This is a genomic window from Pantoea sp. YR525 (assembly GCF_900116775.1).
GTDB classification, from domain to species: domain Bacteria; phylum Pseudomonadota; class Gammaproteobacteria; order Enterobacterales; family Enterobacteriaceae; genus Pantoea; species Pantoea symbiotica.
Window position 1 is genome coordinate 14668 of the sequence record NZ_FPBU01000001.1, and the last position, 21680, is coordinate 36347.

Annotated in this window: 20 protein-coding genes; 9 read left to right on the forward strand and 11 right to left on the reverse strand. The window is 57.6% G+C overall.

Features of this window, described 5'->3' with window-relative positions:
* Position 1: 1 nt before the first annotated feature.
* The 3 genes from BM323_RS00080 to BM323_RS00090 form a co-directional block, all read right to left on the reverse strand.
* Positions 2 to 1276 carry an ABC transporter substrate-binding protein gene (locus BM323_RS00080; protein ID WP_008104068.1) on the reverse strand — a complete coding sequence of 425 codons (1275 nt, stop codon included), beginning with the start codon at positions 1274 to 1276 and terminating at the stop codon, positions 2 to 4.
* A gap of 27 nt (positions 1277 to 1303) precedes the next feature.
* A complete protein-coding gene (locus BM323_RS00085) occupies positions 1304 to 2404 on the reverse strand; it encodes an ABC transporter ATP-binding protein (protein WP_008104066.1) in 1101 nt (366 codons plus the stop codon).
* Between the two features lie 131 nt (positions 2405 to 2535).
* Complete coding sequence (locus BM323_RS00090) at positions 2536 to 3198, reverse strand: FCD domain-containing protein (RefSeq protein ID WP_008104064.1); 663 nt, start codon at positions 3196 to 3198, stop codon at positions 2536 to 2538.
* Positions 3199 to 3366: 168 nt separating this feature from the next.
* On the opposite strand from BM323_RS00090, the gene BM323_RS00095 reads away from it, so the two are divergent.
* Genes BM323_RS00095 through BM323_RS00125 form a run of 7 tightly spaced genes read left to right on the forward strand, consistent with a single transcriptional unit; the run spans position 3367 to position 10819 of the window.
* Positions 3367 to 4857, forward strand: coding sequence for an ABC transporter substrate-binding protein (locus BM323_RS00095; protein ID WP_008104062.1), 1491 nt, complete (start codon positions 3367 to 3369; stop codon positions 4855 to 4857).
* Positions 4854 to 5714 carry an ABC transporter permease gene (locus BM323_RS00100; protein WP_008104060.1) on the forward strand — a complete coding sequence of 287 codons (861 nt, stop codon included), beginning with the start codon at positions 4854 to 4856 and terminating at the stop codon, positions 5712 to 5714. Before BM323_RS00095 ends, BM323_RS00100 begins: the two co-directional genes overlap by 4 nt.
* Position 5715: 1 nt before the next feature.
* Positions 5716 to 6630 (forward strand): ABC transporter permease, encoded by a 915-nt coding sequence (locus tag BM323_RS00105; RefSeq protein WP_008104058.1) that lies wholly within the window; start codon positions 5716 to 5718, stop codon positions 6628 to 6630.
* Positions 6627 to 8030 carry a M20 family metallopeptidase gene (locus tag BM323_RS00110; protein ID WP_008104056.1) on the forward strand — a complete coding sequence of 468 codons (1404 nt, stop codon included), beginning with the start codon at positions 6627 to 6629 and terminating at the stop codon, positions 8028 to 8030. Before BM323_RS00105 ends, BM323_RS00110 begins: the two co-directional genes overlap by 4 nt.
* Positions 8030 to 9028: a 1-aminocyclopropane-1-carboxylate deaminase/D-cysteine desulfhydrase gene (locus tag BM323_RS00115; protein ID WP_008104054.1), complete on the forward strand. Its 999-nt coding sequence runs from the start codon at positions 8030 to 8032 to the stop codon at positions 9026 to 9028. The genes BM323_RS00110 and BM323_RS00115 overlap by 1 nt, the downstream gene beginning before the upstream one ends.
* Entirely contained in the window at positions 9028 to 10011 is a 984-nt protein-coding gene (locus BM323_RS00120) for an ornithine cyclodeaminase (RefSeq protein WP_008104052.1), read from the forward strand. The genes BM323_RS00115 and BM323_RS00120 overlap by 1 nt, the downstream gene beginning before the upstream one ends.
* Positions 10001 to 10819, forward strand: coding sequence for a sulfurtransferase (locus BM323_RS00125; protein WP_008104051.1), 819 nt, complete (start codon positions 10001 to 10003; stop codon positions 10817 to 10819). Before BM323_RS00120 ends, BM323_RS00125 begins: the two co-directional genes overlap by 11 nt.
* On the opposite strand, the gene BM323_RS00130 is transcribed toward BM323_RS00125, so the two are convergent.
* Positions 10805 to 12412 (reverse strand): dipeptide ABC transporter ATP-binding protein, encoded by a 1608-nt coding sequence (locus BM323_RS00130; protein ID WP_008104049.1) that lies wholly within the window; start codon positions 12410 to 12412, stop codon positions 10805 to 10807. The two genes, BM323_RS00125 and BM323_RS00130, sit on opposite strands and share 15 nt — an antisense overlap.
* A gap of 116 nt (positions 12413 to 12528) precedes the next feature.
* Positions 12529 to 13419, reverse strand: coding sequence for a LysR substrate-binding domain-containing protein (locus BM323_RS00135; RefSeq protein WP_091003148.1), 891 nt, complete (start codon positions 13417 to 13419; stop codon positions 12529 to 12531).
* 107 nt (positions 13420 to 13526) lie between these two features.
* On the opposite strand from BM323_RS00135, the gene BM323_RS00140 reads away from it, so the two are divergent.
* Complete coding sequence (locus BM323_RS00140) at positions 13527 to 14108, forward strand: nuclear transport factor 2 family protein (protein WP_008104045.1); 582 nt, start codon at positions 13527 to 13529, stop codon at positions 14106 to 14108.
* Here BM323_RS00140 and BM323_RS00145 read toward each other — a convergent pair whose 3' ends face one another.
* From BM323_RS00145 to BM323_RS00170, 6 genes are all read right to left on the reverse strand, one after another.
* The gene (locus BM323_RS00145) at positions 14109 to 15083 is read right to left on the reverse strand and encodes a sugar-binding transcriptional regulator (RefSeq protein WP_008104043.1); all 975 of its coding nucleotides are present in this window, start codon (positions 15081 to 15083) and stop codon (positions 14109 to 14111) included.
* Positions 15084 to 15239: 156 nt separating this feature from the next.
* Positions 15240 to 16097 (reverse strand): phosphogluconate dehydrogenase C-terminal domain-containing protein, encoded by an 858-nt coding sequence (locus BM323_RS00150; RefSeq protein WP_008104041.1) that lies wholly within the window; start codon positions 16095 to 16097, stop codon positions 15240 to 15242.
* 4 nt (positions 16098 to 16101) lie between these two features.
* On the reverse strand, positions 16102 to 16911 hold the full coding sequence (locus BM323_RS00155; protein WP_008104039.1) for a sugar phosphate isomerase/epimerase family protein: 810 nt from the start codon (positions 16909 to 16911) through the stop codon (positions 16102 to 16104).
* Positions 16911 to 17684, reverse strand: coding sequence for a triose-phosphate isomerase family protein (locus BM323_RS00160; RefSeq protein ID WP_008104037.1), 774 nt, complete (start codon positions 17682 to 17684; stop codon positions 16911 to 16913). Before BM323_RS00160 ends, BM323_RS00155 begins: the two co-directional genes overlap by 1 nt.
* A gap of 3 nt (positions 17685 to 17687) precedes the next feature.
* Positions 17688 to 19433, reverse strand: a complete 1746-nt coding sequence (locus BM323_RS00165; RefSeq protein WP_008104034.1) for a dihydroxyacetone kinase family protein — start codon at positions 19431 to 19433, stop codon at positions 17688 to 17690.
* Position 19434: 1 nt separating this feature from the next.
* On the reverse strand, positions 19435 to 20769 hold the full coding sequence (locus BM323_RS00170) for an MFS transporter (RefSeq protein WP_008104032.1): 1335 nt from the start codon (positions 20767 to 20769) through the stop codon (positions 19435 to 19437).
* A gap of 446 nt (positions 20770 to 21215) precedes the next feature.
* Here BM323_RS00170 and BM323_RS00175 point away from each other — a divergent pair, with 446 nt between their 5' ends.
* Positions 21216 to 21674, forward strand: a complete 459-nt coding sequence (locus tag BM323_RS00175; RefSeq protein WP_008104031.1) for an RpiB/LacA/LacB family sugar-phosphate isomerase — start codon at positions 21216 to 21218, stop codon at positions 21672 to 21674.
* The last annotated feature ends 6 nt before the right edge of the window (positions 21675 to 21680 follow it).

A 21680-nucleotide genomic window follows, 5' to 3' on the forward strand; every position in this document is an offset into this window, starting at 1 on the left:
ATTATTGGTATGACTTCAGCAGACGATCGGCTTGCTTCTGCGCGCCTTCAAGTGCTTCGGCTGGGGTTTTCGCCTGCGTTACCGCCGCTTCTACCGCGTGATTGAGCGCATCCTGAATCTGCACGCTGTTGTAAGTAGAGAGTTCCGGCTGCGCATACTTCAGCTGTTCACGCGCCACCAATGCCTGCGGAACGTCTTTGACGTAATCCTTCATCACCGTGGTATCCCACGCTGCCGGAGACGTCGCAACGTAACCGGTGGCGATACTCCAGCGCGCCGCCTGCTCGGGTGACGTGACCCAACGGATAAATTCCATCGCCGCTTTCTGCTGTTCTGGCGAAGCGTTTTTGAACACATACAGGTTGCCGCCGCCGGTTGGGCTGCCGCGCTGGGTTTTCTCCGGCAGCATCGCTACGCCGAACGGGAACTTCGCGTTATCACGCACGTTGGTCAGGTTGCCGGTGGTGGTCACCATCATGGCGGTTTTGCCGCTGATGAAATCCTGTGGCGTGGTGCCCCACGCAATCGCACCCTTCGGCGACACTTCTTCTTTCTGGCCGAGATCGGTCAGCCACTGCAGCGTTTCCACGTTGCCCGGCGTGTTGAAGTGCACCGCTGTGCCTTTGCCGTTATCCAGACGACCGCCGTTGGTAGCGGACAAGCCCTGGAAGTTCCAGTAGCCGTTTGGCGTGGACGGAATCTCGATGCCCCATTGGCTGACGCCGTTGGCATCTTTGATCGTGAGTTTCTTACTGAACTCGACCACTTGCTGCCAGTTGGCCGGTGGCGTATCGGCGTTCAAACCGGCTTTCTCAAACGCCTGTTTGTTCCAGTACATCACCACGGTTGAACGCTGGAACGGTACGCCCCACACTTTGCCGTCAATGTGACGCAGAAACGCCGGATAGAAACCGTCGATCCATTTTTTGCCTTCATCGCCCTGCGCTAAATCGCTGGCCGCCACAATCGCACCGGCATCAATCAGAGAATAGGCTTCGATATCGCCGATCACCGCCAGCTGCGGCGCGTTGCCACCGCGAAATGCGGTCAGCGCTTTGGTCACGGTGGTAGCGTAGTCACCGGTATACACCGGCTGAATGCTCACGTCCGGATGCACTTTCTGGAAATCCGCCACCAGCGTGTCCACGGTGTGGCTCACTTTGCCGCCCACCGCGATCGGGTAATACATTTGCAGCTTGACCGGTTCAGCCGCAAAAGCTGAGGTGGTAACGGCGAGGACTAATGCAGAAAGACGTGAATAACGAATTGCAGACATGATTTTCCCTTGGGCAAATGACAACGGTTAAACGGCGTATTTTTTCTGTGAGGCAAACATGTGTTGTTCAGCTGGCGCGCAGCGCTTACCGCTCTGGCTATGAAACAGATATTGCCGCGCGGCGGACCACTGCAATCCCACTTCGCTGCCATCGGTAAAGCGCTGCATGCCCGGCACTTTGACCGTCAGCGGCTCGCTGATGCCGGTAAGCTGGCACACCAGCAAGGTATCAGCGCCCATATATTCGGAACTGATCACCCGCGCGGTCAGCGCTGCCTGTTCTGCGGCGATCAGCTGAATATCTTCGGCACGTAATCCAAGACTCAGCGCTGCTTCGTGGTATTCCACAACGGGCGCGGTCAGGTGCATCAGAGTGTGATGTGCGCCGTTGCGCTGCAGCGGCAGGATATTCATCGGCGGTGCGCCTATGAACTGCGCGGCAAACACGCTGGCAGGATTGTTATAGAGATCGTCTGGCGTGCCGTGCTGTTCGATGTGACCGTCGTTGAGCAGGATAATGCTGTCGGCCATGCTCATCGCTTCGGTTTGATCGTGCGTCACGTACAGCATGGTCAGGCCAAGTTTCTTCTGCAGCGCGCGGATTTCACGGCGCATGCTCTGACGCAACTTGGCATCGAGGTTCGACAGCGGCTCATCCATCAGGCAAAGCGTGTTATTGGCGATCACCGCACGGCCCAGCGCCACGCGTTGCTGCTGTCCGCCGGAGAGCTGCGACGGCAGACGATCCAGCAGCTTATCCAGCTCCATCAGCTTACTGACGTTATTGAGGCGTGCAGCAAATGACTGCTTCTCCTCGCCGCGCGCTTTCAAACCAAACAGCAGGTTTTCACGCACGTTGAGATGGGGAAACAGCGCGTAGGATTGAAACACCATCGACAGCTTGCGCTGCGACGGCGGCAGATGAGTGATATCGGCGTGTTTAAAGTGGATCGCCCCGCGATCGGCCGTTTCCAGCCCGGCAATGGTGCGTAGCAGCGTTGATTTACCGCAACCCGATGGACCGAGCAGCGCGACAAACGAGCCTTCTGCCGCGTCGAAGCTGATGTCGTCCAGGGCGATTTTCTCGCCCCAGGCTTTAGTGATGTGATGAAGCGAAAGGTGGCTCATGCATCCGCAATCCAGAAATCAGAATGGCGGTAAGCTAGCGGAAGGAAATGAAGGATTTATGTCACTGCGGTGACCGGGCGGTTAAAGTGGCTCCCGTAGGGTCGTCATTTATGACGACCTTCTAACACGCATCACTGATCAAAATAATGCCGCTTCAAAATCGCCGCCCCATCATCAATCGCTTTCATCAAAATCTTCTCACTGGTAACACCATCTCCCGCCTGCAACGCTTCCAGCAGATGATCATAATTATGATGCCCATTCACCACCTCGGCCGGCTGCGGATAGAGATAGTTAAAGCACGGACCAATCTGCACCCAAAGCTGTTCAATCAGCGCTTCAAGCGTAGGCATTTGCGCATAGCCATACAGCGTAAAACGAAACGCGCGATTGGCTTCGAGCGCCAATGCTGCATCGCCGCTTAACTTGGCCTGCATAAAGCTGACGCAGAGTTTTTTCAGTTCAGAAAGCTGTTTTTTTCCCACAAACGGCGTTGCCGTTCTCACTGCTAAACCTTCAAGCTGCTTACGAATTAGCGTGATTTCCTCGAAGCGCTGCAGTGACATTTCCGGCACTAAAAAGGCGGCGGCGGGCGTGGCATCCAGCGCGCCGGCAGAAACCAGACGCAATAAGGCTTCACGCACCGGCGTGATGCTGGTACCCAGTTGAGCCGCCAGATCGCGCGTCACCAGCCGTGCGCCAGGTTTTAACTTGCCGACAATCAGCGCGCTGCGCAGTGACGATTCCACCTGCGCGGTCAAACTCATGCGCTGCGCTTTATCCATTTCGATCATTTTTTGTGAGCCCTTTACCGAAATCCGCAAATGGTAAGTTATTTTTAATGTTTTATTGCCAACCAGCCAGATTATAGGATATATCATGTATTACAAATAAGCACAGTCTTGATTCTGGCCGCAGCCACTCTTTTCACTACCTTGCCCTGGCAATTTTTGGAAAACGTTATGAGACTACCTGCAGTGAAGTTTGTCACTACCGCGTTGCTATTTGCTCTGATGCCTGCTGTACAGGCGGCAGAACTGACCATTGGCCAACCCACGTCTGCGACGGCGATGGATCCCGGCTTTCTTAAAGAATCTGCCACACTGGTAGATAACATCTTCGATACTTTAGTGCGCCGCGCCGATGACATGTCATTGCAGCCGGGCTTAGCCACTGAGTGGAAAGCGATTAACGAAACCACCTGGCAATTTACCCTGCGCCAGGGCGTGAAATTTACCGATGGCGAGCCGGTTAACGCCGAAGCGGTGAAATTCTCCATCGATCGTATTTTAGACCCCGCCAATCACGCGCCGACGATTTCCTATATCCGCACCATCAAATCGGTGGAGGTGATCAACGATTATCAGGTGCAGATCCACACCAACGGCCCGGATCCTCTGCTGCCGACGCGCATGAGTCGCTATCCGGCTTACATTGTGCCACCGGCGTACGTGAAGAAAGTCGGCGCCAGCCAGTTTGCGCGCAAGCCAGTGGGCAGCGGCGCTTACAAGCTGGACAGCTTTATCCCGGACGAAAAAGTGGTGATGGTCGCAAATGAAACTTACTGGCGCGGCAAACCGGCGATTGATCGCGTTACCTGGCGTCCCATTCCCGAAGCCACCGCGCGCCTTACCGCGCTGCTGACCGGTGAAGTGCAGCTGATTGAAAGCGTGCCAGCCGATTTAGTCCCCGCGTTGAAAAATCGCCCCAACGTCGAGCTGGAACAGGTGAAAGGCGGCGGGTTGACGATTTACCTCGGCCTTAAAGATGATGAGAAACCGCTGAGTGATGTGCGGGTACGTCAGGCGCTTTCGCTGGCGTTGAATCGCCAGGCGTATACCCAACAGCTGCTGCACGGTTTCGGCACACCAACCGGCACCATGGCCGGAGCCAATGACTTTGGTTATCTGGCGGTTCCGGCTACCGCGCAAGATGTGGCGAAAGCCAAATCGCTGCTGGCTGAAGCCGGTTACGCTAACGGTTTTACCCTGCGCTTCCAGGCGCCGCGCCGCTATATTGCCAGCGCCGATGTGGCGCAAGCCATCGTGCAGGATTTAGCCGCAATTGGCGTGAAAGCCGAGCTGGAAGTGCCGGAATGGTCGGTTTACACCCAGCAGGTCGCATCACAGAAACAGGCTCCGATGTATATGCTGGCGTGGGGCTCAACCCAAACGCTGGATGCCGATGCCGCGCTGTTCCCGATTCTGCGCAGCGGCGAGCCCTATTCCACCGTGCATGATGCAGAGCTGGATAAGTTGCTCGATCAAAGCCGTCAGATTGTTGATCCCGCTGCGCGCAAAAAGGTGTTAGAGCAGATTCAGCAACGCGTTGCTGAACAACAGCCGCTGCTGCCGCTGTATCGTGAAGACACCTTGTATGCACACAGCACCTCGCTCAACTTCAAAGGCCGCGTCGATGCCCGCATCCCGCTGTTTGATTTGAGGCTGAAATGATTTCACCGGGCAACGTGCTGCAGCGCCGTCCGCGCCGCCTGATTTACGGCGATGCGGTGATCGGCAGCGTATTGCTGATCGTGGTGATTGCCGCGGCGCTGCTCTCTCCGTGGCTGCCGTTGCCCGATGCCTTAAGTAACAACCTTAATGAGATGTTCCTGCCGCCGGGTTCGCCCGGTGCGCAAGCCACGCATTGGCTTGGCACTGATCAACTGGGCCGCGATCTGCTGGCGCGCATTCTCTCCGGCACGCGCTTGTCGCTGCTGGTGGTATTAGTCGCGGCGGCGATTGGCGCGGTGATTGGCGTCGCGCTCGGCATGATTGCCGGTTACGCCGGCGGTTGGGTTGATGCGCTGATCATGCGCCTGATCGACATCCAACTGGCGGTGCCGTTTATTCTGTTGATTCTGCTGGTGATTGCGCTGATGGGCGCATCACTCACCAACATTATTGTGATTATGGGCTGCACCAGCTGGGCGATTTATGCCCGCGTGGCGCGCGCCAAAACCTTAGAAATTCGTGAACTGGAATATATTCAGGCGGTGCGCGCCATGGGCTTTTCGCCGCTGCGCGTGCTGCTGCGGCATATCCTGCCCAATCTGCTGACGCCACTGGTAGTGCTGCTGACGCTGGATATCCCACGCTTGATCGTGCTCGAAGCCTCAGTCGGATTTCTTGGCATGGGCATTCAGCCGCCCACGCCGACGCTGGGCAACTTAATTGGCGAAGGCCGCTCTTACATGCTGCTGTCGCAATGGCTGGTGCTCTATCCCGGTTTAGTGATTGCGGCGCTGGTGATTGGCTGCAACCTGCTCGGCGATGCGCTGTTACGTCGCACGCACACAAGGCTGGATTAAGATGCTGAACATTCTGCTCAATCGCCTTGGCCAATCAGTATTAGTGCTGCTTGGCGTGTCGCTGCTGATTTTCTTTAGCCTGCACATGACGGGCGATCCGGCGGCGCTGATGATGCCGCCCGGCTCCAGCCAGCAGGAGATTGATACGTTCCGTCACAGCATGGGCTTTGATCGCCCGCTGCTGTGGCAGTACAGCCACTATCTTGGCGGCGTGCTACACGGCGATTTTGGTGAATCGCTGCGCTACAGCCAGCCGGTGCTGGCGCTGATTGCTGAACGCTTGCCGGCAACAGCGCTGCTGGCGGTGAGTGCGCTGGCGTGGAGCTCGCTGCTCGGTCTGCTGCTGGGCATTATCAGCGCCCTGCGACCGCACAGCATTTGGGATTTGCTGTGCCGCCTGCTGGCCTTCTCTGGTCAGGCGATTCCGGTGTTCTGGCTGGGGCTGCTGCTGATTTTGCTGTTTAGCCTGAAGTTACAGTGGCTGCCTTCCAGCGGTTACGGCACTTTCGCCGCGCTGGTGATGCCCGCACTCAGCCTTGGTGCGTTTTACATGAGCGCCGTAGCACGTTTGACGCGCGCCAGCCTGCTGGATGTGCTGCAACAGGATTATATCCGCACCGCGCGCGCCAAAGGGCTCAGCGCCTGGCGCATTGTGGTACGCCATGGTTTGCGTAACGCGCTGATTCCGGTGATCACCGTGCAAGGCATGTATTTCGCCTCGCTGCTCGGCGGCGCACTGGTAACAGAAATTATTTTTGCCTGGCCGGGCATTGGTCGTCTGGCGATTCAGGCGATTCAAAACCGCGACTTCCCGCTGGTGCAAGCGATTGTGTTGCTCGCTGCGGTGGTGTTTGTGGCGATCAATTTGCTGATCGACCTGCTCTATCTGGTGCTGAACCCGAGGATTCGTTTATGAGTCGCCTTGATGCCACGCTTGAACTGCTGAGTGAACTGACGCGCTGGCCGAGCGTGGCCGGTCAGTTATCCTCGCAGCGCGGGTTGGCCGCCTGGCTGGAACAGTGGATGGTGGAGCAACTTGGCGCCAGCGTGATTTATCCGGTGGCGTCGCAAACCGACAATTCTCCGCCGCTGGTGCATGTGCGCATCGATAACGGCAGCGCCAAAACCGTGGTGCTCTACAACATGTATGACGTGATGCCTGCGGATGATGCCGGTTGGGATGTGCCGCCGTTTGTCGGTGGCGTGTGTCACTGGGACGATCTCGGCGCGGTCTTTGTCGGACGCGGCGCAGAGAACAACAAAGGCCCGGTCGCCGCCCTGCTGATCCTGCTGCGCGAACTGCAGCAGAGCCAGCAGCTCGATTTTAATATCGAAATTTTGTTCGAGGGCGAAGAGGAAATCGGCAGCGGCGCACTGCGACGTTATCTGGCGCAGCAGCCTTGCCCGATCGCGCCCGCTGAAGCGGTGCTGTTCCCCTCGCTGTGCGAATACGGTGGCGGCGCACCGCGCGTTTACCTCGGCTTTACCGGACTGGCCAGCGGACGTCTCAGCGTCAGCGGCGGCGCATGGGGCGGACCTTCCTCCGCGATTCATGCCAGCAATGCCGGTTGGATCGCCAATCCAGCGTGGCGCTTAGTGCAGGCTCTGAATGCCATCGCACCGGCCGCACACAGCGGCGTGCTGGCGTGTAATGCCACGGACGATGAGGCGAATCAGTTATTGGCGACCTTAGCCGCCGAGTTCAGCATCGATGATGAACTGCAGTTCCGTCGCAGCCAGCGCCTGATGATTGAGGGCGACACGCTGAGCTGCCTGCAAACGCTGCTCGGCAGCGCGGTCTTGACGCTGGCTGAACTGCACAGCGATCCGCCGGGCGGACGCGGCGTCATCCCGTTCCGTGCCAGCGCGGAACTGGCGTTTCGCATTCCGCCGGGTTTCGATCAGGACGCGATGATTGAAGCCGCGCAGCAGCGCCTGGCGCAAGCCGATTTAGCCGGCAGCGAACTGCAACTGTTCGATCGTTATCCCGGCGTGCGCTTTAGCCGCAGCGCCAGCGGCGTCGATGCTTTGATCGCCAGCTATCAAACGCTAGGCGCGGCACCGCAAATCTGGCCGTGGGCACCGGGCTGTGCGCCCGCTTACGCTTTCGCGGCCGTCGCTCCCGCCTTTCTGATTGGCGGATTAGGCCACGGCGGCAACGCCCACGCCGTCAATGAGTTTGTCACGCTGGCGGGACTCGAACGCTTCCAGCAATCCATGAGCTTATGGCTCAACGCATTCAATGATTCGGCCATTGGCCGGGTCGCGCCACACCAGGGAAACACCGCAGTACATAAAAATATAGGTAACACATAATGAAATCAGTTGAAGAGTTTGAACGCGTTCCGCTCGGCTTCTTCCCCACGCCTCACGAGCCGCTGCCGCGGCTCAGTGAGGCACTTGGGATTACGCTGACGATCAAACGTGATGACTACAGTGGCTTCGGCGGCGGCGGCAACAAAGTCCGCAAGCTGGAGTATCTGATGGCGGAGGCCTGCAAAACAGGCGTGAATGTGGTGATCACCACCGGCGGGCATCAGTCGAACCACGCCCGCATGGTGGCCGCCGCCGCACGCAAGTTTGGTATGCGTCCGGTGCTGGTGCTGCGGGGCAATCCGCCCGCAAGCTGGCAAGGTAATCTGCTGCTGGACAAGCTGTTCGGGGCCGAGGTGCAGTTCCTCGATCCCGACGGCTATTTCACGATGATTGAAGGTGCGATGCAGGCGCATGCTGATGCGGCTCTCGCGCAAGGTGAAACCCCAATGATTATTCCGCTGGGTGGCGCAACGCCACTCGGCGCATTGGGTTATGTGCGGGCAGTGGAAGAGATCGCGGCGCAGCTGGCACCCAGCCAGACGCCCGCGCCCGATTTCATCGTCGCGCCCACCGGTTCTGGCGGCACGCTGGCGGGATTGCATGTGGGTACGCGCCGCTATTGGCCCGATACTAAGGTGATTGGCGTGAGCGTTAGCGCCAAAGCCGACTGGTTCCAGCCACGCATTGCCGGCATGGCGCAGGATTGTGCCGATCTGCTGCAATGGCCGCAGCAATGGCAACCGGAGGATATCTGGATTGAAGATGGTTATGTCGGTCAGGCATACGGCGTGCCATCGGACGGCGGCATTGCCGCCATCTACCAACTCGCCCAGCTGGAAGGCGTGCTGCTGGATCCGGTTTACACCGGCAAAGCGATGCACGGCCTGTTCTCGCTGGTCGAACAAGGGCACATTCCACAAGGATCGCGCGTCACCTTTGTGCATTGTGGCGGTTCTCCGGCGCTCTATCCCTTCGCCGATCGCCTGCTGGAGCAGTAATGGAAGCGTTATTGCGTGTACTGGATGAAGCCACCGTCGCGCAATTAGGCGGCGGCGATGTCGCTCTGGCGCTGGAAGACGTCAAAGCGGTGATTCGCCTGATGCGTCTCGGCGAGGCGCAAATGCCCGCTGAAAATCACATCGATCTCGGTACGCCGCTTGGTAAAGCTTATGCCTTACCGGCGCGCGTTGGCGGCAGCTACAACGCTGCGGGCGTAAAGTGGACGGCACATCGTCCACAGCGACCCGATGCGCTGCCCGCCGCCTTAGCCTTAACCCTGATTAACGATGCGCAAAGCGGTATTCCGCGTGGTTTGCTGGCCAGCGGCGCATTAACCGCGGCGCGCACCGCGGCGGTGAGCGCACTGGCGTTACAGCTGGCCGCGCCGCGTCCGGTGAAACGCGTGCTGCTGCTTGGCGCTGGTTTGCATGCTCAGGCGCATTTGCGCATGTTGCAGCAGTTGTTTCCACAGCTGGAACAGATTGGCGTGTGGAATCGCTCGCCTTTTAAACTCAATGCGTTGCGCGAAGTGCAGATCGAAACTGATTTGCAGCTCGCTCTGGCGCAGCCTTATGACGCGGTGCTGACCTGCACCAGCGCCGACCAGCCGATTATTGACGCCGCAGCGGTCCAGCCCGGCAGGATCATTGTGCAGGTCGGCTATCACGAAGTCAGTTTCGCCGCCATCAAAGCCAGCAGCAAGGTGGTGGTTGATGCGTGGGGCGATTTTGCCCAGCGCAGCGCCAAAAGCCTGTTCCAGATGTTCCGCGCCGGTGAGTTTCGTGAGCAGGATGTGGCGGCCGATCTCGCCGCGCTGCTGCTGGATAACTGGCGTCCACAGCCCGATGACAGCGTCTATTTCTCCTCGTTTGGCCTCAACGTGTTTGATATCGCCCTCGCCGCCCGCGTGTTACAGGCCGCCGAGCACGACGAACTCGGTTCGTTGCAGTCGCTGTTTTCAGGAGTTCTGCATGATCATTGATGTGCTTGCACTGCATCAGCGCCAGGCAAAAGGCGAAGCGTTTCTGCTGATCGACGTGCGCGAGTTCGCCGACTGGCAACGCGCCACCTTGCCCGGCGCGCAGCACTGTAACGTCTACGACTATTTTATTGAGGATTGCAGCGAGGCAGGTTTAGCGGTGATGGCTGCAGAAGCCGCCACCGCGCTGCAACCGATGTTTACCGCCTATCCCAACGCCACGCCGGTGTTTTTCGAACAGCAGGTTGGCATGCGTTCGCCGCGTGGGGCCTGGTTTGCCTGGCTGCTGAAGTGTGATGATGCGCTGATTCTGGATGGCGGCGTGGATGCGTGGATTGCGGCAGGTTATGAACTCAGTCCGGGATTGGGATTAAGCCGCACGGTGGCGCATCCGCCTGCAGCAAACGCACCCGCGTGGAATCGCGAGCTGGTATGCAGCCGGGAACAGGTATTAGCAGCGGATGGCGTGAATGTGGTCAACGTGGATGCACGTCGCCCCAGCGAATTTGACGGCAGCTTTGCGCATGCATGCTGCCAGCGCGCCGGACGCATTCCGCACTCTCAGCTGCTATTTTGGGAGGATCTCATTGCCAACGGCCATTTCTTAGCAGCGCAGCAGATTGCCGCACGTGCCGAGGCGGCAGGATTGAGTAAAGACGCGAAGTTGCAGGTTTATTGCCATCGCGGTGCCCGCGCCGCCACGGTGTTAGCGGCGTTGAAGCTGGCGGGCTATCCCCATGTTTCGGTGTATGTCGGTTCCTGGCACGAATGGGCTGAACATCACGAACTGCCGCTGTTACACTGCAGCTGATCGTAGCGCCAGCGCCTGCTGAACGTCCGGCGCAGCGGCGAGCAGTTGGCGGGTGTAATTGTCCTGCGGATGATTAATCACGCTGGCGGTCGCGCCGGACTCCACAATCCTGCCGTGATACATCACCACTACGCGATCGCACAACTGACGCACCGCGCTGAGATCGTGGCTGATAAACAGTACCGATAATCCCAGCTTGTGGCGTAAATCATTAAACAGCGCCAGAATCTGCCCGCGCACTGATAAATCCAGTGCCGCCACCGCTTCATCCGCCACCAGCAACTTCGGCTCCATCGCCAGCGCGCGCGCAATGGCGATACGCTGACGCTGACCGCCGGAAAACGCGCCCGGCAGACGTCCGGCATGTTCGGCCTTCAATCCCACCAACGCCAGCAGCTCTTTAACCCGCTGATCCACCGCCGCGCCTTTGCGCAGTTGCCAGACGCGCAGCGGTTCGGCGATCTGCTCACCGACTGGAATTTTGGGATTCAAACTGGCGTAAGGGTCTTGAAAGATGATCTGAGCATGACGACGTAACGTATTCAGTTGGCGCCCTTGCAGATGCTGCCCCTGAAAATGTACCTCGCCGCCATCCGCCGTAATCAGACCAATCGCCGCGCTGCCCAAGGTGGTTTTACCGGAGCCTGATTCGCCAATCAGCCCAACTATCTCGCCCTGCGCAATCGACAGATTAGCCGGATGCAAAACGGTTTGCCGTTTGGCTGGCCACAGCGGCATGCGGCGCGGCAGCGGATAGCTTTTACTGATGTCACGCAGCACCAGCAGCGGCGGCTGCTCAACCGGCACAATTGCCTCAGGGATTTGCGTCGCTGAAGCGGCAATCAATTTGCGTGTGTAAGGATGCGTTGGCGCGCCGAGCGTGCTCAGCACCGCGCCCTGTTCAACCAGCCGCCCTTGCTGCATCACGCAGACGCGATCGGCGTAGCGCGCCACCACCGAGAGATCGTGGGTGATCAATAAGATCCCCATGCCCATCTCTTGCTGCAGCTCCTGTAGTAGCGCCAGAATCTGTGCCTGAATGGTGACGTCCAGCGCGGTTGTCGGTTCATCGGCAATCAATAATTCCGGCTGACCGCTAATGGCGCTGGCGATCATCACACGTTGCCGCATGCCGCCCGACAGCTGATGAATATATTGCCGTGCGCGCTGCGCCGGATTGACGATGCCAACGCGTTCCAGCAGCGCTATCGCTTCCTGCTGCGCCTGTTTCCAGCTGAACTGTCGATGCCGCACCAGCACTTCGGCAATCTGCTCACCAATACGCAGCGTGGGATTCATGCTGGTCATCGGCTCCTGAAACACCGTGGCGATGCGGCAGCCGCGTAATTGCTGGGTCTTACACGCATCCAGCGGCTCACCATTAAACACCACGCGGCCACCACTTTGCTGCACGCCTGGCGGCAGCAAGCTCATCAGCGCCAGCGACGTTAAGGTTTTACCCGAGCCCGACTCGCCGACTAATGCCAGGATTTCCTTGCGACCGAGATCAAAAGAGACGTTATCCACCAGCAAGCGCTGATCGTGAGTGTGCAGCGAGAGGTTTTCAACCGAGAGCAAGCGCGTGTTAGTCATCTGGCAGGGATTCTCAACAAGGAAAAATACAGGATATATCCTGAACATAGCACGAACAAGACCGTTAGGTTATGGCACTGCGCGTTGCGGAATAAGTCTGATTTGAAAGGTTAAACTTATGCTTTAGTAGATATGGCCCGCGCGGTAGCAAGATACGCCAACACCGCGCCGCTGCACGCATCCTTACGACTGACCATCATTAAATTCGCCGATAACTCAGCTGAGTCCAGCGTTCGATAAACCACGCCGGGGATCGCCACTTGTGTTAACGGTGCCGGCACCAGCGCGATGCCCAGTCCGGCACCGGCCATCGCAAGCACGCTAAGTGTGCTGGAGATACGATGCGCGATATGCAATCTGTCACCCAACAGGCGATGTAAAACGGCGTCAAAATGAGACTGACCTTCATGGGTGGCGTACATAATCAGTGGCTGATGCGCCAGCATCTCAATAGTCACGCGCGGCTTCGCCGCCAGCGGATGATCGCTGGACATCACCACCACGCGTGGCCACTCACCAATTAAGTCATACGCCAGCGCAGACGTCGGTTCTGGATGATAGTCAGGCATATAGCCGACATCGAGCATGCCGTTGTTAATCGCCTCATGTTGCAGATGCGGCGCCATCTCCTGACACACAAGTTCGGCCTGCGGATACGCTTGATGAAAGGCGCGTATATCACGCATCAATCTGCCGCTAAACACGGCGTTGCCAGCGAACCCGATGCGTACACGCCCAATTTCACCGCGCATTGAGCGTTGAACCACATGACGGGTGTGCTCAGCTTGCTCCAGCGTGCGTTTCGCCTCGGCCTGCAATAGCAGGCCCGCTTCGGTGAGTTCGACGCGACGACTGGTGCGTAAAAATAGCGGGCCGCCCAGCTCAGCTTCCAGCGCTTTAATCTGCATACTCAACGCAGGTTGCACAATATTCAGCCGTTGCGCCGCGCGGCCAAAATGCCCCTCTTCTACAACAGTTAAAAAGTAGCGCAGATGACGCAATTCCATATTCGCCCCATTAATCACTAAAAATGATTGATCCGTAATTTCTATCTATTTGAGTTTAGCGCAATCAGCGCACAAACTGAACGCCGTCAACTTACAGGAGCAATAACATGCAAAACCAATTACAGGATCGCCAACAACTCAATGACCTTATGAATGGCTGGATGCACCGCGATTTGGGCGAATGGGATCAATTACGCGGTCTGTTCCATGCCGATGGCACGATTGAAATTACCTGGTTTGAAGGGCTGGCGAGTGACTTTGTCACGGGTTCAATGCGCATGGGGAAATCCGATCTGCGCACCAAACACTTCATTGCCTCTCCCGCCATCACCTTCAATGCCAGTGGCAACAAAGCGATTCTAGAAACCAATGCGATGATCATTGCGGAGAATGTGAAACTGAATGTCGGCTGTGAATGCCACAACCGCTTTTATGACATGGCTGAAAAACGCGACGGCGTGTGGCGACTGGTGCGTCGCCAAAGTATTTACGATATGGGGACCTTTACCTTCCCGCTGGGTCTGGTGGAAATAGACCCCGCCGTGGTAGCGAAATATCCGCGTGAATACGCCACACTGGCGTATCTGCTGGAGCAGAGCGGCTTCCCGTTACAGCGCGTTTTTGCTACGCGCGGCAGTGAACTGGAGCAAAACATCAAACGCGATGCTCAGCAGTGGTTGGCCGTCTAACTAAACCTTTTCCTGCGACAAACTCAATATGGTGCGGATGTTCTGCGCAGTGGTGGCGATGATATCGATCGCGCCAGTGCGCAGTGCACCAAGGATCGCCATCGCTTTGGTATTTTCTGCGGCAATGGCGATCACGCAGGGAATTTTGCGCAGCTCATCGATGCTCAGCCCAATCACGCGATCGTTCATCACGGTATCTACGTGTTGGCCTTGTGAATTAAAGAAGTCATAGCCGGCGACATCGCCCGTCACACCCTGATTAACGCTGGCGTCGATGATTTCGTGCGGCGTGAACCAGCCGAGTTTCACCATATAGCTGTTTTCATTCATGTCACCAATACCCACCAGCGCCACATCCGCTTTGCGCGCGCGGTCCAGCGTCTCTTTGATGGTGCCGTTTTGCATAAAAGCATCGCGCAGCGCGCGGTTCTCAACATAGGCAGGCGCGTACAGCGTTTCGCTGATGCCACCAAACTTCTTCGCCAGACGACGGCTGATATGGTCAGCGTTGATGGCATCGCCTGGACGATGCGTGCCGCCAATGCCGCTAATGAACAGGCAGTTACGCGTCGGTACCTGGCCGGGATAATCGGCGACAGCGGCAACGTTGCGCCCTTGCCCAACGGCGACAATGGCGTCGTCTTTCAGCGACTGCGCTAAATGTGACGACACCAGAGCGGCAACCTGACGTCGCTGCTCTTCCTGATCGGGCTGATCGAGCGCTATTAGCGCACGTTGCAGTTGTGGGAAGCGATTTTGCAGCTGTTGTTCGAGGCGGGTACTGAAGACGGGATGGTAACGCACGTTGATTTCGACGATGCCCTCTTCGCGCGCACGTTTGAGCAGTCGACCGACTTTAATGCGGGAAATACCAAACTTACGCGCAATCTCCTCCTGGGTGATTTCGTCCTGATAGTAGGCGACAGCTATTTCCGTCAGCAGCTCGGAGTCCTGAGAAAGCGTGTTTTTTTCCATCCGTAACCTGTCTTTTGTTGGAATCGTGCGCACGGGCGCAAGCGGATCGTTGTAGGGTCGCCATTTATGGCGACCAGGGATTTTGGGAAGGAGTTATATCATTGATACGACTCGCTTCGCCAGACAACAGCGCCGCGAGTCGATCGAGCATCACGCTTAGCGCTTGATGGCGTCGATTTTCAGCATACGGGCAATCACGATATCCAGCTCTTTCTGATCGAAGATCTGTTTCCAGTCAGGTTTCACAATCTTCTCACGGCCGTACTCCATGGCGATCATGCAAGCATCCGAGAACGGGTTAGTTGCGCGGAACGCCACGGCCAGCGCGATTTGAATATGGCCATACAACATCGCTTTGGCCGCTTCTTCCGGTACGCCACTGTGTTTCACGGTTTCATCCAGCGCTTCTTTCATAAACGCGCCGACCATGCAGGCCACGGTTTCCACCAGCGTGGGTTCCAGATACGCCAGTTGCGTCACGGTAACCCAATGTACTTGCTCCACCGGCCCGTACATCACGCTGATCACCTTGCTCAACTCGGCTTTCTGCTCATCTGAACCGGTTTCATACGAAGCCGCCACGTGCTGAACCGCCGCGATACCGCCGAAGGCATCGGCATGTTCTTCTTTGGTGTAACGCTCAAGGAAGACCGACGGATGGCAAGGATGCGCCACCGCGTATTCAATGCCATCGCGATGGGCGATCAGATTGGCGTAGGCCGCTGCGGGGTCCAGCGTCAGCAGAATCGCGCCCGCTTTCATCTGTGGCACCACGCCTTCAGAGACTTTGCCCAGCACGATATCCGGCACCGCCAGAATCACCACGTCGCTCAATGGCACCACGGAGGCCGCATCAGAGAGTTCGCGCCCCTGCGCGCTTACCTGCTCTTGCGCCTTAGGTGAGTTCTCACAGTAAAACACCTGATAATCGCTTTTCTGGAAGTTGGCAGAAATACGCATACCCATTTTGCCGCCCGCGCCAATCACGGTGATGGTTTTAAGTTGCACGCTCATGTTGTTACTCCTGATCTTGTTTACTACGTAAGAATTCAACGGTGCGGCGAGTCCATTCGGCTTCTCGCTCGCAGGTCAGCGCGGCATCGTCCTGCCACGGCAACCAATGTTCGACGATTTGGTTAATGCCTTTATCCGCCGGGCGCACGCTAGCGATCATCCGGTCGTAATCGAGCAAGCCTTCGCCCATCGGGCAACCGGCAAAGGTAAAGCCAACCCAGCCATCACGACGGGTGAAGGCAAAGTCTTTGATGTGCAGATTGCCGACGCGCGCGGCGGTGTTGGCAATCACCTGCTCTGGCAATTCGAGTCCGGCGACACAGTTGGCGGGATCGAGACACACGCCGAGCCACGGCGACAGGAACTTGTTGATCACCGACATCATCGCGCCGCTGTTCACCTGCTCGTATGTCTCCAGACAGAGACGCACCTGCTGGCGGGCAAAATCCGGCAATACCGCGCCAATCAGCGCGGCAGCTTCGTCGAGCGAAGGACGGTGATCGGCGGTGTAGAACATCGAGCGTATTACGCGCGCATCGAGGATTTCCGCCATATGCAGATAACGACGCAGATGCTCTGTGCCAAGGCCGCGCGTGCCGAGTTCCAGCGTGATGCCGAGCGCATCGGCCTGCTGACGTAGCGTCAACAGTTGTGCGTCAGACCAGGTTTCAATCGCCGGATAGTCGCAGATTTGAAACACCGACACATCGAGATCGGCGGTCTGCTGCAGCATCTGTTCCAGTGTCAGCGGGTTTGCTACTTTCGACGACATGCGCCAGAAAAAGGCGTAGGTACTGAGTCCGATACGGCTCATCAACCGAGCTCCTGAGCCAGCTCACTGGCTTCATCAATAATTTGTGCCAATGCTTTAGGATCGTGGGCAAAGCGTCCCAGGAACAGGCCATTCACGTCCGCGCCAAGCCGCTGAATCAGTCCCGGACCGGCACTGCCGCCGTAGATGATTTTGAGAGTGATGCCGGACGGCGTGGCGAGCTGCTGCAACCCGGCGCACACTGCGCGGATGTAGCTGTCTGGTGCCGGTTGCGGCGCACCAATCGCCCACTGCGGTTCATAGGCAAAGAACACTTCGCCCTTTAAGCCCTGCTGCGCCGAGTCGGCTAGCGCTTCGGCCAACTGCTGCTGGCACAGTGCGATCGCCTGCTGCGGTTCTGCCTGCACTTCTTCACCGATGCACAACACCGGCGTGATGCCGTGACGCAGCGACATCGCCACTTTGGCGGCAATTTGCACTTTATCTTCGTGGAAATGACGACGGCGCTCAGCGTGACCAATTTCGGCCAACGAGCAGCCCAACTCCTGCAACATGCTGGCGCTGACTTCGCCAGTCCAGGCGCCGTTCTCCGCCTGGCAAACATCCTGGCCGCCGAAGCGCACTGGTGTGTTAGCGAAGATCTCTGCAACCGCCGGAATCGCCGGATAAGCCGGTAACACAAACAAGCCCACTTCGCCGTTTTTCACCGCAGCGTGGTTGGCGAGTGCCGCTACATCGCGACACCATTGCAAGGTTTGCTGATAACCGAAGTACATTTTCAAACTGACGCCGAGCCAGATTTTTGGCTGAGACATGCTTCAAGCTCCTTGTTCAGAGGCACTGTGTTCTTTTAGCAGATCGCCGACGGTATTGACGATCAATGCCAGCGAAATCGCTCCGGCATCCGGCGTGCCAACGCTTTTTTCTGCCAGCGGACGCGCGCGCCCCATTTTTGGTACCAGCTGCGCGGTGTCCTGCGCGGCTTTATCGGCCACCTGCGCCGCCTGCAGCCAGGCGTCGGTTAACGACGCGCCAGCGGTAACCGCTTCGTTGAGGCTGTCGCTAAACGGCACCAGCACATCAACCATGGTTTTATCGCCAACGCGCGCTTTACCAAAGTGCATGATGCCTTCTTTCGCTTCACGTACGCCGGTGGCCACGCGCTGCGCATCTGCCGTCTGACGATCGCCAAGCGCGGTACCCAACGCGGTAAGCGCCACGCCCCACAATGCGCCCGACGTACCACCGGCTTTATCTGCCCACGCATCCGCCGCGCGGCACAGCAAGCTGCCCGCACCGGCACCACGCGCCGCAACTTCACGCGCCTTTTCAACCGCGCCCAGCACGCCGCGCTCCATGCCGATACCGTGATCGCCGTCGCCGGCCACCGCATCGATATCGCCAAGACGCTCAGCGTTACGCTGTAACATTTCTGCCACTGCTTCGAGCAGCTGCAGTACGCGTTTCGCGCTCTCTTGCGATTCCGCTGTAGCTGATGGCAAGGCTTCTTCCGTGCTTTCAATCAATTCTGCGGCGCTTAACGGCTCGGCCACCAATACGCTGCCTTTACGGTAAGCGGGCGTATTGGTCGGCGCACGCCACAAAGTTTCCAGCTGATCGTCCAGCCACATCAGCGTCAGTGACGCACCGGCCATATTGAAGCTGGTGACAAACTCACCGACGTCCGGCTCAACCACCTGCAGCTTAGCCGCCTCCAGCAGTTGCGCAACGCGACGATAGACGACAAACAGCTCTTCATATTTCACCGAGCCCAGCCCGTTGAGGATCACCGCCACGCGCTGACCTTCGGCCTGCGGGATATCGGCTGGCAGTTCATTGAGCAAGCGCTCCACGAAGATCTCGGCCAGCTCATCCGCACTCGGCATGTCGGTCTCTTTGATCCCCGGCTCGCCGTGAATTCCTAAGCCCAGCGCCATGCGCCCTTTTTCCACTTCAAACAGTGGATGCGAGGCGCCCGGCAAGCTGCAACCGGAAAACGCCACGCCAAATGTACGCGTGCGGTTATTCGCGTGCTGTGCCAGCTGCAGGACTTGTGATAAATCATGACCCGCTTCAGCTGCGGCGCAGGCGGCTTTGAACACGCACAGATCGCCTGCCACACCGCGACGCTTCTCCAGCTCATCTTTACCCGCGCTGGAGATATCGTCGGTTACCGCCAGCACTTCACAAGCGATGCCTTCCGCGCGCAGACGCTCGCAGGCCTGGCCGAAGTGCAGCACATCGCCAGCGTAGTTACCGAACATCAGCAATACGCCCGCGCCGTTATGGGCCGCACGCGCCACGTTGTAGATCTGCTGCGCCGACGGCGATGCAAATAAGTTGCCCATCGCCGCGCCGTGCGCCAGACCTTGTCCAACCAACCCGGCGAACGCCGGATAGTGACCGGACCCGCCGCCCACAATCACCGCCACCGTATTCGGCTGGCTGCGGGTGCTGCGCACCACGCCTCCGGCGACCTGACGGACTTTATCGGCGTTGGCGGCAACAAAGCCTTCGATAAGCTCAGCGGCAAAGGCTGAAGGTTGGTTAAACAGGTACGTCATATTAATGCTCCTGAGCTAAAGAGGTCGGCTGAGACGGCGAGCGACGGCGATTAAGTAACAGCATGAGGAACGCTGACAGCAGCATGAATCCACCTACCACAAACATCGGCAAGGCGTAGCTGTTGGTGGCGTCATGCAGTGCGCCGGTGATGTAGCCCGCAGAGAAGCCCGCTACGTTTCCTAAGGTGTTGATCAAGGCAATGGCTGCGGCGGCAGATGCGCCGGTCAGGAATTGCGTCGGTAAGGTCCAGAAGTTCGGCAGCGCGGCGAAGATGGAGCTGGCGGTAATCGCTATCACCATGATGGTGGTGAACGGCGAATCCATATACAGCGCCAGCGGCACGCTGATGCCGCCTGCCAATGCCGGAATGGCGATGTGCCAGGTTTTGCAGCCGCGACGTGTGGCATCTTTCGACCAGAAGAACATCACCACCGCCGCGATCAGGTACGGCACGCCGGTAATCAGCCCTTTCTGCATCACGTTAAAGGTGGTGCCAAATTGTTGCTGGAAGCCCGCGATGATGGTCGGCAGGAAGAACGCCAGCGCATACAGGCCATAGATAAAGCCGAAGTAAATCAGGCATAGCATCCACACGCGGCCGTTACCCATCACCGAACGCAGGCTGTGTTTTTGATGGCCCTGCTTCTGTTGATGCTCGGCTTCCAGTTCGGTGGTCAGCCAGGTTTTCTCTTCGGCGGTCAGCCACTTGGCCTGACGCGGCGAATCCACCAACCAGAACAGTGCGACGATACCAATCAGAATCGCGGGAATTGAGACACCCATAAACATCACGCGCCAGCCTTCCATACCAAACAGGCCGTGCTGCTGAATCAGTGACGCGGCTAAAGGTGCACCGAACACCACCGTCAGCGGCTGCGCAAGATAGAACAGCGACAGGATTTTGCTGCGATGACGTCCCGGTACCCACATGCTGAGATAGAGAATCGCGCCAGGGAAGAAGCCGGCTTCGGCGATACCCAGCAGCAGACGCAGCGTATACAAGCCTTCCACACTGCTCACCCAGGTGAACAGCAGCGAGACAATGCCCCAGCTGATCATGATGCGCGCCAGCCAGCGACGCGCGCCGAACTTATGCAGCGCGAGGTTGCTTGGTACTTCCAGCAGGATGTAACCAATAAAGAAAATGCCCGACGCCAGGCCAAACTGCAGCGCGGTGAGGCCAAGGTCTTGCGTCATGCCGTTGGGGCCGGCAAACGAAATCGCGGTGCGATCGAGAAAGTTGATAAAGAACATCAGCGCCACGAACGGCACTAAGCGCCAGGAGATTTTTCTGATGGTGGATTGCTCCACCGCCGTCATTGTTTGTTGGTTCATAACGCACCTCCACGACGTGCGTGAGTGATCATTTCTTTATGTGGTGTTGACCAATCGCCAAAGAGGCGCTGGCTGCAGGAGTACTGAGAGGTACGGTGTAAATGACACATGTTCGAGTCCTCGATGGGTCTTCTTGTACATTGGTATAGTCATGCGAACATATGAACACTACACGGATAATTGTGCATCTCTCAACTGCAACACGTGAAAGTGTGAGCGGCTTCATGAGATTTGATTTTGGTCAATTTATCGGATTACTGCGCCCATCCAGCGCAGCAAAGGCGGTTTGACAGGGTTTCCTGAGGAATTCAGGCGCGATCCTGAAGGTAATTCATATGAACAGCCATTGAACATATGATTGTATTTATGGCAGGCTAACCATGAACATCTTCTCGCCTGCTGAACAAACGTGCAGGCGTCATTGCACACCCTGCTGGAGAACGACGATGAAAACTATCGCAATTGGCGCCGATGATGCGGCTATCGAATTGAAAAATGTGATTAAAAAGCTGCTGGAAGAGAAAGAGTATGTGGTGACGGATTACACCAATGACGCGCAGAACGACCGTCCGATGTACCCGGATGTGGCATTTGCGCTCGCCACCGCCATCCAGAAGAACGAATTTGAGCGCGGTATTCTGCTGTGCGGCACCGGTATCGGTGTGGCGATTGTCGCCAATAAAGTAGAAGGCGTCCGCGCGGCGCAGTGTCACGACACCTTCTCTGCCGAGCGTGCTCGCAAGAGCAACAATGCGCAGATCATGACCATGGGCGCGCGCGTCATCGGGCCTGAGCTGGCGAAGAACATCGTGAATGCCTGGCTGGCATCGGAGTTTGAAGGTGGTGGCTCAACCGCCAAAGTTGAGAAGATCGGTTACTACGAACAAGTATCTCACGCTAAATAAGCGCCG

What these genes read in the sequence shown, in the direction of transcription:
- BM323_RS00080 (WP_008104068.1), bottom strand. Translation starts at nt 1,276, where the DNA reads ATGTCTGCAATTCGTTATTCACGTCTTTCTGCATTAGTCCTCGCCGTT.
- BM323_RS00085 (WP_008104066.1), bottom strand. Translation starts at nt 2,404, where the DNA reads ATGAGCCACCTTTCGCTTCATCACATCACTAAAGCCTGGGGCGAGAAA.
- BM323_RS00090 (WP_008104064.1), bottom strand. Translation starts at nt 3,198, where the DNA reads ATGATCGAAATGGATAAAGCGCAGCGCATGAGTTTGACCGCGCAGGTG.
- BM323_RS00095 (WP_008104062.1), top strand. Translation starts at nt 3,367, where the DNA reads ATGAGACTACCTGCAGTGAAGTTTGTCACTACCGCGTTGCTATTTGCT.
- BM323_RS00100 (WP_008104060.1), top strand. Translation starts at nt 4,854, where the DNA reads ATGATTTCACCGGGCAACGTGCTGCAGCGCCGTCCGCGCCGCCTGATT.
- BM323_RS00105 (WP_008104058.1), top strand. Translation starts at nt 5,716, where the DNA reads ATGCTGAACATTCTGCTCAATCGCCTTGGCCAATCAGTATTAGTGCTG.
- BM323_RS00110 (WP_008104056.1), top strand. Translation starts at nt 6,627, where the DNA reads ATGAGTCGCCTTGATGCCACGCTTGAACTGCTGAGTGAACTGACGCGC.
- BM323_RS00115 (WP_008104054.1), top strand. Translation starts at nt 8,030, where the DNA reads ATGAAATCAGTTGAAGAGTTTGAACGCGTTCCGCTCGGCTTCTTCCCC.
- BM323_RS00120 (WP_008104052.1), top strand. Translation starts at nt 9,028, where the DNA reads ATGGAAGCGTTATTGCGTGTACTGGATGAAGCCACCGTCGCGCAATTA.
- BM323_RS00125 (WP_008104051.1), top strand. Translation starts at nt 10,001, where the DNA reads ATGATCATTGATGTGCTTGCACTGCATCAGCGCCAGGCAAAAGGCGAA.
- BM323_RS00130 (WP_008104049.1), bottom strand. Translation starts at nt 12,412, where the DNA reads ATGACTAACACGCGCTTGCTCTCGGTTGAAAACCTCTCGCTGCACACT.
- BM323_RS00135 (WP_091003148.1), bottom strand. Translation starts at nt 13,419, where the DNA reads ATGGAATTGCGTCATCTGCGCTACTTTTTAACTGTTGTAGAAGAGGGG.
- BM323_RS00140 (WP_008104045.1), top strand. Translation starts at nt 13,527, where the DNA reads ATGCAAAACCAATTACAGGATCGCCAACAACTCAATGACCTTATGAAT.
- BM323_RS00145 (WP_008104043.1), bottom strand. Translation starts at nt 15,083, where the DNA reads ATGGAAAAAAACACGCTTTCTCAGGACTCCGAGCTGCTGACGGAAATA.
- BM323_RS00150 (WP_008104041.1), bottom strand. Translation starts at nt 16,097, where the DNA reads ATGAGCGTGCAACTTAAAACCATCACCGTGATTGGCGCGGGCGGCAAA.
- BM323_RS00155 (WP_008104039.1), bottom strand. Translation starts at nt 16,911, where the DNA reads ATGAGCCGTATCGGACTCAGTACCTACGCCTTTTTCTGGCGCATGTCG.
- BM323_RS00160 (WP_008104037.1), bottom strand. Translation starts at nt 17,684, where the DNA reads ATGTCTCAGCCAAAAATCTGGCTCGGCGTCAGTTTGAAAATGTACTTC.
- BM323_RS00165 (WP_008104034.1), bottom strand. Translation starts at nt 19,433, where the DNA reads ATGACGTACCTGTTTAACCAACCTTCAGCCTTTGCCGCTGAGCTTATC.
- BM323_RS00170 (WP_008104032.1), bottom strand. Translation starts at nt 20,769, where the DNA reads ATGAACCAACAAACAATGACGGCGGTGGAGCAATCCACCATCAGAAAA.
- BM323_RS00175 (WP_008104031.1), top strand. Translation starts at nt 21,216, where the DNA reads ATGAAAACTATCGCAATTGGCGCCGATGATGCGGCTATCGAATTGAAA.